General features: G+C 70.1%; 10 protein-coding genes. 5 read left to right on the top strand and 5 right to left on the bottom strand.

The features are described 5' to 3' along the window. Nucleotides 1–8 precede the first annotated feature (8 nt). Nucleotides 9–977: a sporulation protein gene (locus tag ID574_RS07005; protein WP_188187874.1), complete on the bottom strand. Its 969-nt coding sequence runs from the start codon at nucleotides 975–977 to the stop codon at nucleotides 9–11. 261 nt (nucleotides 978–1,238) lie between these two features. On the opposite strand from ID574_RS07005, the gene ID574_RS07010 reads away from it, so the two are divergent. Together ID574_RS07010 and ID574_RS07015 are read left to right on the top strand one after the other, a co-directional pair. Next, complete coding sequence (locus tag ID574_RS07010) at nucleotides 1,239–2,441, top strand: serine hydrolase domain-containing protein (protein ID WP_223166434.1); 1,203 nt, start codon at nucleotides 1,239–1,241, stop codon at nucleotides 2,439–2,441. Between the two features lie 299 nt (nucleotides 2,442–2,740). After that, the gene (locus ID574_RS07015; protein WP_188187876.1) at nucleotides 2,741–4,303 is read left to right on the top strand and encodes an AAA family ATPase; all 1,563 of its coding nucleotides are present in this window, start codon (nucleotides 2,741–2,743) and stop codon (nucleotides 4,301–4,303) included. 42 nt (nucleotides 4,304–4,345) lie between these two features. Here ID574_RS07015 and ID574_RS07020 read toward each other — a convergent pair whose 3' ends face one another. Further along, nucleotides 4,346–4,918, bottom strand: coding sequence for a hypothetical protein (locus ID574_RS07020; protein WP_188187877.1), 573 nt, complete (start codon nucleotides 4,916–4,918; stop codon nucleotides 4,346–4,348). Nucleotides 4,919–5,150: 232 nt separating this feature from the next. On the opposite strand from ID574_RS07020, the gene ID574_RS07025 reads away from it, so the two are divergent. Next, entirely contained in the window at nucleotides 5,151–7,259 is a 2,109-nt protein-coding gene (locus ID574_RS07025) for an alpha/beta hydrolase-fold protein (protein ID WP_188187878.1), read from the top strand. On the opposite strand, the gene ID574_RS07030 is transcribed toward ID574_RS07025, so the two are convergent. Then, nucleotides 7,256–8,734, bottom strand: coding sequence for an Nramp family divalent metal transporter (locus tag ID574_RS07030; RefSeq protein ID WP_188187879.1), 1,479 nt, complete (start codon nucleotides 8,732–8,734; stop codon nucleotides 7,256–7,258). The genes ID574_RS07025 and ID574_RS07030 overlap by 4 nt on opposite strands. 71 nt (nucleotides 8,735–8,805) lie before the next feature. Then, entirely contained in the window at nucleotides 8,806–9,231 is a 426-nt protein-coding gene (locus tag ID574_RS07035) for a nuclear transport factor 2 family protein (protein ID WP_188187880.1), read from the bottom strand. A 253-nt stretch (nucleotides 9,232–9,484) separates the two neighbouring features. Between ID574_RS07035 and ID574_RS07040 the strand changes: the two genes are divergently transcribed. Beyond that, nucleotides 9,485–9,652, top strand: coding sequence for a hypothetical protein (locus ID574_RS07040; RefSeq protein ID WP_188187881.1), 168 nt, complete (start codon nucleotides 9,485–9,487; stop codon nucleotides 9,650–9,652). A gap of 173 nt (nucleotides 9,653–9,825) precedes the next feature. On the opposite strand, the gene glgC is transcribed toward ID574_RS07040, so the two are convergent. Next, nucleotides 9,826–11,061 (bottom strand): glucose-1-phosphate adenylyltransferase, encoded by a 1,236-nt coding sequence (glgC, locus tag ID574_RS07045; RefSeq protein WP_188187882.1) that lies wholly within the window; start codon nucleotides 11,059–11,061, stop codon nucleotides 9,826–9,828. Between the two features lie 224 nt (nucleotides 11,062–11,285). Here glgC and glgA point away from each other — a divergent pair, with 224 nt between their 5' ends. Beyond that, nucleotides 11,286–12,458 (top strand): glycogen synthase, encoded by a 1,173-nt coding sequence (glgA, locus tag ID574_RS07050; RefSeq protein ID WP_188187883.1) that lies wholly within the window; start codon nucleotides 11,286–11,288, stop codon nucleotides 12,456–12,458. Nucleotides 12,459–12,473 lie beyond the last annotated feature (15 nt).

Genomic DNA, 12,473 nt, shown 5'->3' on the forward strand with positions numbered 1-12,473 from the left:
AGGCCGGGTTACCAGTCGCCGCCCTCGTCTCCACCCTCGAAGAACTCCTCGGCGACCTCTTCGACGATTTCGCCCGCCACGAGGCCGCCTGCCACGCCCAAAGCGCCCGCGGCGGCCACCGCGCCCAGGCCGCCGCCGTGGCGCTCGTGGTCGTGGCCGCCGTAATGGCCGCCGTAATGGCCGCCGTGGTCGAACGAGGAGCCGTGGCCGTACTGGGAGAGGCTGGACAGCCAGCGGCCGATCTCGCCCGCCCAGTCGGTACGCATCGCGTCCTCGTGACTGACCGTGAAGTGGCCGATGGCGTCGCTGGAGGAGTAGCGGCCGGTGCGCTTGTCGGCCTCCAGCACCACCGTCAGCCCGGCCGGGGTGGCCACGAACGTGACCTCGACCTCGCCCACGACCCCGCGCTGCTGTGCCGGCGGGTGGAACTCGATCTCCTGGTAGAACGGCAGCTCCTGGTCCACCCCGTACAGGCGGCCGGCCTCCAGGTCGGCGGACCTGAACCGGAAGCCGAGGTCCAGGAACGCCTCCAGGATCCTCAGCTGCGACGGCAGCGGCTCGACCGCGACCATGTCGAGGTCGCCCTTGTCGACGGCCTTGGCGATGGCCAGCTCGGTGCGCACTCCCACCGCCATGCCGGTCAGCGGCTGGCCGCCGATCTCGCTGATCGGCGCCTCCCACGGCACCGGGATCGTGAAGGGGATCACGCGGTCCTCGCCCTTGCGCAGCGTGAACGGCCCGGAGACCTGGAAGCGGGAGAACTCGCTCATCCCGGCGCTCTCCCCGTCGCCGTGCTCGATCTCCACCCGGGCCACCAAGCCGAGGGTGATGTGCTCGATCTCGGCGTCGAAGTCGCCGCCCTTGAGCCGTACCTCGCCCTCCAGCGTGCCTCCCGGCCGGGTGCGCGGCGTGGACAGGACGGTGTCCACCGAGGGCGCGCCTACACCGAAAGCACCCAGCATCCGTTTGAAGACCACGGCTTTGCTCTCCCTGTCGAAGTTCGGTTGTGAAGATCGGTTGGTTGCCGCCGACCTCAACGATCAACCGTAGTGCGGGAGTTCCGCCGATACCGGGAAAGGCGCGGGTCCCGAGTACATCCCCGCCTGTGACGGTCCTAGAAAGATCGCCTGAAAAGTCGTGTAAAGGGCACCTGCCAGAACGGCTGATCGGCTAGGAATCTGGTCATGCCGAATAAGGATTCAAGGCTTACCAGAAGAGGGTTCTTGCGGGCGGGCGCCGTGACGTTGCCCGTGGCCGCGTTAGGCACTGCGCAGCCGGCTCTCGCCGCCACGGTCCAGACCTCCGGGGTGGCGCCGGCCGCGCTCGCCGGCTTCGACAAGGTGCTGAAGACGTACATCGTGGAGCGCAAGATCTCCTGCGCGCAGCTGGCCATCACCAAGAACGGCAAGCTGGTGCTGGCCAGGGGCTACCGCTACAGCGACGACCCGGCCGTCCCCGCGGTGACGCCGACGTCGCTGTTCCGCATCGCGAGCCTCAGCAAGCACATCACCGCCGTGGCGATCATGCGGCTGGCGCAGGACGGCAAGCTCACGCTGGGCGCGTCCGTCGCCACCCTGCTCGGCCTGTCCACCGCGGCCGACCCCCGGCTGGCGAGGGTGACGGTGTGGCGGCTGCTGCAGCACACGGGAGGCTGGGACCGCGAGATCTCGCGCGACTACCTCTACCTCGACCACACCATCTCCGGCACCCTGGACGTCCCGCTCCCGATCACCCGCGACCACATCGTCACGTACGCGAGCGGCCGTCCGCTCGACTTCGCGCCCGGCGCCCGGTTCGCCTACAGCAACTACGGCTACCTGCTGCTCGGCATGATCGTCGAGAAGGCCTCCGGCATGAGCTACGAGTCGTACGTCAGGCAGAAGATCCTGGCGCCCGCCGGCATCACGCGGCTGCGCCTCGGCCGCACGTTGAAGTCCCAGGCCGCACCCGGCGAGGTCGTCTACGAGTCGGACCAGACCGCCAAGACGGTCACCGACACGTCGGGCAAGACCGTCCCCGCCCCGTACGGCGGGTTCAGCATGGAGAACCGGGGCCCTGGAGGCGGCTGGCTGGCCTCGGCGGTGGACCTGGTGCGCTTCGCGAAGGTGCTCGACGCGCCCGGCGCGGTGCTGAACTCCACCTCCATCGCCAGGATGGTGGCCAAGCCCGAGACCGGCGTCACGGAGGACGGCGCGTGGTACGGCGCCGGCCTGTGGGTGCGCCAGGTGACGGGCCACCTCAACACCTGGCACAGCGGAGGGCTGCCGGGCACGTACACCTACACCGCAAGGCTGCAGAACGGCTTCACTTACGCCGCGCTGTTCAACCGGGGCGAGGAGAGCGGCTCGCCCGACTTCGACGTGCTGAGCCCCCGGATCAACGAGCAGATCGGCAAGGTCACCACCTGGCCCACCACGGACCTGTTCCCCCGCTACTTCTGACGGGCCCCGCCCGCTCCTTCGCAGGCCGGGTGCCGGGCGGAGGACCAAGAGGAGCATCGGCGCCGTTCGGTCCCCGGATACCGGAACCGGGGACGACGCGCCGATGCTCCCGGCCACGACTGTAGCCCTGCCGGCATCCTTCGTGGCGTCATTGGAAAGGTTCCGCTATGAGCCCGTTCCGGGACGCGGCCGGTGTGCGGCATGCCGGCAGGGGCCGGGCCGCTTGTGCTCCGCCCGCGATATCTGGCTTGTGAGCCGAGTCGATCGAATCTGTCACCGCTTGGTGGCACACTGTGACCGTGGCCAAGCGTAAGTATTTCAACACCACCGGCCCCTGCGACCCTCGGATCCACTACGTCGTGCCGTCGCAGCCCCGGCTTCCGGAGGCACGCCAGTTGATCGACCTGGATCGCTTCTTCGTGATCCACGCTCCGCGTCAGTCAGGCAAGACCACGATGCTCCATTCCCTGGAGTATGAGCTCACCAAAGAAGGCGCCGCCGTGGTGGTGGCGATCTCCTGCGAGGAGGCCTCCGTGGCGGGCGACGACTACGAGGCTGCGGAGTTGATCCTGCTGGATGCGCTCCGGTGGGCTACCGACTCGGCGCCGGGCTCCTGGCTTGAGGCCGCCCCGGGTGCACGGCTGGGCGCCGCCCTCCGGGCGCTGGCAGCCCAGTGCGAGCTCCCGCTCGTGTTGCTCATCGACGAGATCGACGCCCTATACGGGGAGAGCCTGAAAGTGGTCCTGCGGCAACTACGCATCGGCCACAACGATCGCCCCAGAGGCGTTCCCTTTCCCAACTCCGTGGTGTTGTGCGGGCTGCGGGACGTGCGGGAATACAAGATCGCCTCAGGTGGCGACGCCACCCGGCTCGGCGCGATCAGCCCCTTCAACATCTCGGTCCAGTCCCTTCGCCTGGGCGACTTCACCCGAGAAGACATGGAGGAGCTCTACGGCCAGCACACCGCCGAGACCGGGCAGGAGTTCACCAAGGAAGCCCTCGCCGCGGCCTGGAATTTCACCCGTGGGCAACCCTGGCTGATCAACGCCCTGGGTTGGGAGATCACCTTTTGGATGCGGGTCCCTCCAGAGGAGCCGATCACCGCCGAGCACATGGAGCAGGCCAAGGAGCGACTCATTCGCGCCCGCGCCACCCACCTGGATTCTCTTGTCGCCAAGCTGTATGAGCCGCGGGTCAAGCGCGTGATCGAACCGGTGCTCGCGGGCATGCCGATCGACTTCGACGCAGTCTTCACGGACGACTTCTCCTACGTGCGTGATCTCGGCCTGGTGGCCCTGGGATCTACCGTCGAAATCGCCAACCCCATCTACCGCGAGGTCATCCTCCGCGTGCTGGGCTTCGGTGTGGAAGTCAACGTCGCGCACGATTCGCGCTCCTTCGTCCTGTCCGACGGCCGTCTCGACCTGCTCAAGCTGCTGCGTGAGTTCACCGCCTTCTGGAAGCAGCACGGCGAGGCGATCTTCCGTGGCATCACCTATCACGAGGCCGCATGCCAGATCACCCTCATGGCCTACCTGCACAGGATCGTCAACGGCGGTGGTCTCCTCGACAGGGAGTACGCGGCGGGCACGGGCCGGCTGGACGTCTACCTGCGCTGGCCGTACGGCGAGCGGCAGGTGCAGCGGGAGGCCATGGAGCTCAAGGTGTGGCGGCCCGGTCAACGGGATCCGCTGGACGAGGGGCTCACGCAGCTCGACCGCTATCTGGACAGGCTCGATCTCGAGACCGGCTACCTGGTGATCTTCGATCGCCGTCCAGAAGCGGCGCCGATGGAGGACCGCGTCCGATTCGATCAGGACCGCACCCCGGCGGGGCGGCAGGTCACCGTTCTGCGGGCGTGAGGCGGGGGACGCCCCGGCGCAGGGCCGGGACGCCCCTCACGCTCAGCCCGACTGGCCGAACTGGTACAGAAGGGGGCCGTCGAGCCTCCAGCCCGGCTCGTTGGCCAGGATCTTCTCCGTGTGCGACTCGATCGCCAGGCGCCACTTGTTGTTGTTCGACAAGCGGAACACCTTCACGTCGCCACCGGCGTCGGCAGAGCCCGGCGCGTAGCCGAGAATGCCCTCATACCGGAAATCGCCCGAGGTCACGAGCTTCTCCCGCTCCGTGACGGAGGCGGTGACGATGTAGGACGCCTTCTTCGCCCAGCGGAGCCGGTAGAGCGGCTTGCCGCCGGGGAAGGGGGCGCGGGACACGTAGTAGAGCGGGGTCCGCGTCGTCGACCAGCCGTGCTTGGCGATCGCGTTCTGCTTCTCCGTCTCACTGGCGGTGTAGAAGAACCCGCCGTCCTTCGTCACCAGCTCGTAGACCTTCACCCGCTGCTCGGCGACGCTGGTCGCGGACCGGCCGGCGGTGGCCGAGGCCTGCGTGGCGACGCCGAGGGACAGCGTCGCGCCCAGCGCCACCGCGAGCCCGAGGCCGACGGGGCGGGTCATGCGGCCGAATGACAAGGCCATGGTCGATTCCCTCCGATAGCTGACACAACGGCGGCAAAGCTAGCAACGGGCCGGACGCCGCCGAGATCATTTCGAGTAACCTGGAAGTGTTCGCCCGGCGACGGTCCGTATCCCTCGCGCAGCGGCGAGGCGACCGCCACCAGACGGGTTGACACGGCGACACCCACCCCACGAAACTCTCCCGAAACACCGCAAGGTGCGTACTGTAAACGTTTACGGCTCGGAGTGGTCGATGCCCCTGCCCCGCTGGATCGGCGCCGCCGCGCTGGCCGCCCTCGCCGCGCTCTCCCTCCTCGCCGTGCCCGGCGAGACCGGCACGCGCGCGGGCGGAACCCTCACGACGGGCTCCGCGCCGTCCCCGGCACTGGACGGCGAGCGCATCGCCTATACCGCCTACCTCCCGTACGGCTACGACCGCGGCGCCACCCGCCACCCGGTCCTCTACCTGCTCCACGGCCGCGGCGACACCATGCAGGCGTGGACCCGCGTCAAGACCGTGCTCGACGACCTGATCCGCACCAGGCGAATCCCGCCGGTGATCGCCGTCATGCCGGACGCGCCGTGGAGCGGCCGCGGCAGCTGGTACGTCGACTCCCGCTACACCGGCGCCGACCTGCCCGGACGGCCGGTGGAGACGGCGCTGGCCCGCGACCTGGTCGCCCACGTGGACGCGACGTACCGGACGGCGCCGATCCGGGAGGCCCGCCTGGTCGGCGGCTACTCGATGGGCGGCGCGGGCGCGCTGCGGTTCGCCCTCGCCCACCAGGACGTCTTCAGCGCCGCCGCCGTGCTCAGCCCGGCCGTCTACACGCCGCTGCCGCCCGCCGACTCCTCCACCCGCGACCACGGCGCCTTCGGCCGGGGCCAGGAGAGGTTCTCCGACGAGGTCTACCGCGAGCTCAACTACCCCGAGCTGCTGCCCCGCCTGGACCCCGACCTCCCGGTGCGGCTGTTCGTGGCCGTGGGCGACGACGAGTACGCCAACCCCGACCCCGCCGACGCCCGCCACGACCTCGACTTCGAGTCCGCCGCGCTCTACAACGCCGCCCGCCGCTCACCCGCGATCTCCGCCCACCTGCGGGTCATGGACGGCGGCCACGACTGGTCGTTCTGGACGCCGGCCTTCGAGCAGGCCATGGCCGAGCTGGGCCCGGGATTGAGCGTCACGCCGCCGGCCGGGCTGCCAGCCCCGCTGCACGGCACGGCCGCCGCCGACTGGGCGGGAGGCGTCGCCGCCCACGCCGACGGCTCGCTTACCCTCGGCTACGCGGTCGGCGGCCCCGTGAACGGGCAGCCGCACGCGGGCCGGCTCGACGCCGCGCTGACCCGGATCGGCGGCTGGACCACGCAGCTCGGCACGGCGGCCGACGAGCGGCTGTACGGGGTGGCGCCGCTGCCCGACGGCGGCGTGCTCGCGGCCGGGTACACCAAGGGCGACCTCGACGGGCGGCACCCGGGCAACGCCGCCGACGACGCGTTCGTGGCCAGGCTCGGCCCCGACGGCGCCGTCCGCTGGATCACCCAGTTCGGCGCGCCGGACGCCGCCGACCGGCTCTACGGCCTGGCCGCCGCGCCGGACGGCGGCGCGTACGTGACGGGCTACACCCGGGGCGCGCTGGACGGGCCCAACGCCGGTGACAAGGACGCCATCGTCGCCAGGCTCACGCCCGCCGGCGAGCTGTCCTGGCTGCGTCAGTACGGCGGCGCGGGCGAGGACAAGGCCTACGGCATAGCCGCCGACGCCACCACCCTCTACGTCGCCGGCAGCGCCACCGCCGCGCTGCCGGGCACGTCCGCGCCCGGCGGCCTGGACGGCTGGCTCGCCGCCTTCACCGCGGCCGACGGGACGAGGTCATGGGCCACCATGGTCGGCGGCGCGGGCGACGACCGGCTGAACGCGGTGGCCGTCACCACGTCGGGCCTGGCCGTGGCCACGGGCGCGTCCGGCGGGGACGCGTACACGGTGGCGTACACCGCCCAGGGCCGCCGCCGCTGGCACCACACGCTCGCCACCTCCGCCGCCGACGAGGGCGCCGCCGTGACGCCTCTGCCCGGCGGCGAGGTGGGGATCGCCGGCTACACCCGTGGCCGGATCGGGGTGCAGGCAGGCGGCGCCGACGTGTTCGCGGCGCGCCTCGACGGGCGGGGCACGCAGCGCGCCGCCGTCCAGCTCGGCACGGCGAGGGACGACGCCGTCGACTCCTTCGCCGAGCCCAACCTGTACGCCGCCGCCACCCCCTCGGGTCAGATCGCGATCACCGGCCTGACCTACGGCACCCCGACCGGCGGCGCCGCCCCGGGCAACGGCGACGTCTTCCTGACTTCGGCCGATCCGGCTTAGAAGGTCACCAGCGGGTCGCCCACGAAGTCGGCGATGAAGTTGACGAAGAAGAAGCCGAAGAAGAGGAAGTTCAGGACGAGGATGATGTAATGCCACGGCCGGGGGCGGGCCGGGCGCGGGAGCTTGCTGTTCAGGTACATCAGCAGGAACGGATAGATCAGCGCGCCCAGGTTGGACATGTTGGCCGACCACTCCACCAGCCCCACCGGCAGCGTCTGGAAGATGACGATCGAGATGATCACCAGCAGCAGGAGCATGAAGGGGTAGTAGAACCTGCGCGGGTCGCCCTCGATGAGCCGGCGCAGGCGGGGGCTGGTGGCGTTGGCGGCGTCCGTCGTCACCCGCACCATCGCCTCGAAGATGCCGAGCTGCGTGGAGAACAGGATCAGCACGCCCACCGCCAGCGCGATGTAGAAGGCCGTGCGCCCGTACTCGTCGCCGAGCGCGCTCGCCACGAACGTCGGGACGTTCGCCCGTGTCGGCGTCTCGCCCGTCAGCGTGACCATCTGCCGCATGAGGATCGTGGGCAGCAGCACGCCGAGGATCGCGCCGACGAAGAACACGCCCCACATGTCCATGAGCAGCAGCCGGTACCATCGGCGCCACAGGCCCCTGTTGCGCTCGTCGTCGGGGAAGGTGACCCCGCTGGCCAGGATCTGGCGCCGCTCGCCGCGCAGGCCCGCGATGTAGCCGACGCGGTGGCCCATGCCGTAGCCCTTGTCGCGGTAGTGGCCCATGACGTACCAGTTCAGGCCGGACGCCAGCGCCGTGAAGCCGGCCAGGGCGCCGAGCTGGGTCGCGGTGATCCCGGCGGGCGGGGCGGCGGGGGTGATGAAGCCGCGGATGCCCTCCCACCACTGGCTGAACGGCACCACGAGCAGGTCGACGGCCAGCAGGGCGAGCAGGATGGAGCCGACCATCACCCAGTTCGCCAGCTCCAGGGCGCGGCTGACGCGACGCGCGGCCGCGGTGATGAGGAACACCAGCACGAGCAGGCCGATGGCCCACAGGCGCGGCTCCACCGCGTCGGCGGGCGGGGGCGCGCCGTGGACCAGCGCGTACACGCCCTGACCCGCCGAGGCGGCCCAGCCGCCCGCGATGAACGCGAAGATCACCACGAAGACGGACAGCGGCACCCAGAGCGGCCAGCCCGGCGGCACGCGCCCCCAGCCGACCACCGGCGTCTCGCCCGTGGCGACGACGTAGCGGGAGCACTCGACGTTGTAGAAGGTCTGGAGCAGCGCCGACACCAGGATGACCCAGCCGACGCCGACGAAGCCGTACTGGCCGACGCTGAGCGGGCCGAGCAGCCACTCGCCGCTGCCGATCGAGATGCCGAGCGCGATCAGGCTGGGGCCGACGGCGTATTTGAAGAGTTCCTTGGTGCCGATCTTGGAGACCTTGAAGACCTCCTCCGGCGTGGGCAGGTCGGTGACTTCGAGATCCGGGCGGCTGACTCCGAGTGGGTGCGACATGTCACTGCCTCCTGCCGTTCAGCGTGATCCCGAACCAGGGCGGGATCAAGACCCAATCGGCGAAGAAGCGGTCAGGCGTACTGGAGGTCGGCCTTGACGATGCGGCCGCCGCCGAGCGTGAAGTCGTAGTGCGCGCGCCATCCGTCCGAGCCCGCCGGCGCCCAGTGGACCAGCAGTTTCTGGCCGTCCGCGCGCCTCTCCACGACCGAGACGACGCGCAGGGTCCCGCCGATCACCTCGTTGCCGGCCCAGGTGCGGATCGCGTCGTGGCCGCGGATGCTGCGGCCGACGTCGACGATCTCGGCGTCGGAGGTGAAGGAGGCCACGAGCGCGTCCAGGTCGCGGGCGTTGACGGCATCGACGTACGCCTGCGCGGCCGCCACCACGCCGGCGGAAGGCGCCGGCGTTCCGGAAGGCGCCGGCGTGCTGCTTCCGCAGGCACCGGTCACCACCAGGGCCAGGGCGACGATCAAGGTACGGAGGCGTGTCGTGCTCATGCCGACGATGATCCGCGACCGGCCTTCGGGACGTCCAAGACCTCTTGCCATAACCCATGGCTATGGCCTCCGCGTGGCGTTACCCTCTGTTCGGGCATTCTCTACGTAGAGTGATGAAGCGTTGTCACTGCGACTACAGGGAGAGATCGTGAAAGGTGGCCTCATAGCCGCAGCTGGCGCTGTTGTCGCCGCGGTCGCGTTCGTCGGTATGGCGGGCCCCGCGAGTGCCGGCTCCTCCACTTGCGGCGTCGGCGTGAGGCAGACCACGTACGCGCTCGGCATCGACCGTTCGGGTGTCACCGCTGGCAGGATCACCACCACGGCCTGCATGGCCGTCCAAAGGGACCTCTACGTCGACGACCATGGCGTCGGCGACATGGGCGGCTTCCGGCTGCCGAGCACCTGGCTCGTCCGGTTCTAGAGGCTCTCGACCGGTTCTGTCCCGGGATGCGACACGTGCCCGGGGGCTCCTCGGCCCTCGCTTCGGGGCGCCCAACCCCTCATCCGCCGCGTGTCTCGTTCCCCGCCCTCGCACGCGGACCCGCCCGGGCGCCGACCGCGGTGACCCGGGCGTTGAGCCGATGCCGAGCCGCCTTACCGGTCGACGATCTCGTTCTTGCCGATGACCACGACCCCGCCCCGGGTCAGCGCGAACCGGGTGCGGTCGTACTCGAGGTCGAACCCGATCCGGGCCCCGTCCGGGATCACGACGTTCTTGTCGATGATCGCCTTGCGCACGATCGCGCCCCGCCCGATCTTGACGTTCTCCATCAGCACGGAGTCCTCCACCAGCGCGTGCGAGTGGAGCACCACCTTGGGCGACAGGATCGACCTGACCGCCGTGCCGCCGGACACGATCACGCCGGGCGACACCAGCGAGTCGATCGCCCGCCCCACCCGGTCGCCCTCGTTGTGCACAAACTTGGCCGGCGGCAGCGGGTCGTGCCCGGTGAAGATCGGCCACTTGTCGTTGTAGAGGTTGAAGATGGGATGCGCGGAGATGAGGTCCATGTGGGCCTCGTAGTACGCGTCCAGCGTCCCCACGTCACGCCAGTAGCCGCGGTCGCGCTCGCTCGACCCCGGCACGATGTTGTTGGCGAAGTCGTACACGTCGGCTCCGCCCGACTTGACCAGCATGGGGATGATGTTGCCGCCCAGGTCGTGCTTACTGGTCGGGTCGAGCGCGTCCTCCCGGAGCGCGTCGATCATGGACTGCGTCTTGAACACGTAGTTGCCCATCGAGGCGTACACCTCGTCGGGGGAGTCCGCGAGCCCCACCGCGTCCTTGGGCTTCTCCCTGAACGCGACGATCCTGCGCCCTTCCGGATCGGTCTCGATCACCCCGAACTGGTCGGCCAGCGACAGCGGCTGCCTGATCGCCGCCACCGTCACGTCCGCGCCGGAGTCCTCGTGCTGCTCGACCATCTGCCGCGGATCCATGCGGTAGATGTGGTCCGCCCCGAACACGATGACGTGCTCGGGCATCTCGTCGTAGATCAGGTTGAGGTTCTGGAACAGCGCGTCCGCCGATCCGGAGAACCACCGCGGCCCGAGCCGCTGCTGCGCGGGCACGGGCGTCACGTAGTTGCCCAGCATCGCCGACAACCGCCAGGTACGCGAGACGTGCCTGTCCAGGCTGTGGTTCTTGTACTGGGTCAGTACGACGATCTTCAGGAACCCGCCGTTGGCCAGGTTCGACAGCACGAAATCTATGAGCCGATATATCCCCCCGAACGGCACCGCCGGTTTCGCCCGATCCGCCGTGAGCGGCATGAGCCTCTTGCCCTCTCCACCTGCCAGTACGACCGCAAGCACCCTCCGGGACCTCATGCGGGAGACGCTACCCTCAAATGGCCGATCTATCGACAGATCACGGCAGGGTTAACTTCCTTCGTGTCCCGATTTGCCGCATCTTGCCCACCGATCGCGCTCTCACAGACGCCGCAAGCGCGACACCCGCGGCTTGCGGTGGTCGGCTGGACGCCGACCACCGTAAGCGCGACACCCGCGGCTTGCGGTGGTCGGCTGGACGCCGACCACCGTAAGGTCGTCTCATGCGTGTTGATCTGCTGAGCCGGGAGTACCCGCCCGAGGTGTACGGCGGCGCCGGGGTGCACATGGAATACCTGGCCAGGGAGCTGCGCCGGCTGGCCGACGTACGGGTGCGCTGTTTCGGCGCCGACCGCGACGAGCCCGGCGTCACCGCCCACCGGGTGCCGGCCGGGCTGTCCGACGCCAACGCCGCCCTGCAGGTGCTCGGCGTGGACCTGGAGATGGCCGCCGCCTGCGGGGGCGCCGACGTCGTGCACTCCCACACCTGGTACGCCAACTTCGCCGGGCATGTCGCGAAAATGCTCTACGGCATCCCGCATGTGATCACCACGCACAGCCTGGAGCCGCTGCGGCCGTGGAAGGCCGAGCAACTCGGCGGCGGCTACACGATCTCGTCCTGGGCCGAACGGACCGCCCTGGCCGCCGCGGACGCGGTGATCGCGGTGTCGGAGGGCATGCGCCGCGACGTCCTGGCCGCGTACCCGGAGATCCCGCCGGACAAGGTCAGCGTCATCCACAACGGCATCGACACCGCCGAATACACCCCCGACCCCGGCCTGGACGTGCTGCAGAAGCACGGCGTGGACCCGCGCAGGCCATACGTGATCTTCGTCGGCCGCATCACCCGCCAGAAGGGCCTGATCCACCTCCTGCACGCGGCGCGCTCCTTCGACCCCGGCGCCCAGCTCGTGCTCTGCGCGGGCGCGCCCGACACGGCGGAGATCGCCGACGAGGTGAAGCAGCTCGTGCGGGACCTCGACCGCGAGGGCGTCTTCTGGATCCAGGAGATGCTGCCCAAGCCCGAGGTGATCCAGCTGCTGACGCACGCGACGGTGTTCGTGTGCCCGTCGGTCTACGAGCCGATGGGCATCGTGAACCTGGAGGCCATGGCCTGCCAGACGGCCGTGGTGGCGACGGCGACCGGCGGCATCCCCGAGGTGGTGGCCGACGGGGAGACGGGGCTGCTCGTGCCGATCTCCCAGGGAGCCGACGGCACCCCGCACGACCCGGACCGGTTCGCCGCGGACCTGGCCGACCGCGTCAACGCGCTGCTGGGGGACCCGGATCGCTCCCGGGCGATGGGCGAGGCGGGGCGCGCCAGGGCCGTCGAGCACTTCTCCTGGGAACGCATCGCCCACCGCACCTTGGACCTGTACACGTCCCTCCGCCCCTGACCGTCGGCCGGCTGC

Origin of the sequence: Nonomuraea sp. SYSU D8015, from assembly GCF_008065375.1 — a bacterium.
Lineage (GTDB): Bacteria > Actinomycetota > Actinomycetes > Streptosporangiales > Streptosporangiaceae > Nonomuraea.

Bases quoted from the DNA above. Each gene is read 5' to 3' on its own strand.
- glgA (WP_188187883.1), top strand. From the start codon at position 11,286: ATGCGTGTTGATCTGCTGAGCCGGGAGTACCCGCCCGAGGTGTACGGC.
- ID574_RS07035 (WP_188187880.1), bottom strand. From the start codon at position 9,231: ATGAGCACGACACGCCTCCGTACCTTGATCGTCGCCCTGGCCCTGGTG.
- ID574_RS07030 (WP_188187879.1), bottom strand. From the start codon at position 8,734: ATGTCGCACCCACTCGGAGTCAGCCGCCCGGATCTCGAAGTCACCGAC.
- glgC (WP_188187882.1), bottom strand. From the start codon at position 11,061: ATGAGGTCCCGGAGGGTGCTTGCGGTCGTACTGGCAGGTGGAGAGGGC.
- ID574_RS07020 (WP_188187877.1), bottom strand. From the start codon at position 4,918: ATGGCCTTGTCATTCGGCCGCATGACCCGCCCCGTCGGCCTCGGGCTC.
- ID574_RS07025 (WP_188187878.1), top strand. From the start codon at position 5,151: ATGCCCCTGCCCCGCTGGATCGGCGCCGCCGCGCTGGCCGCCCTCGCC.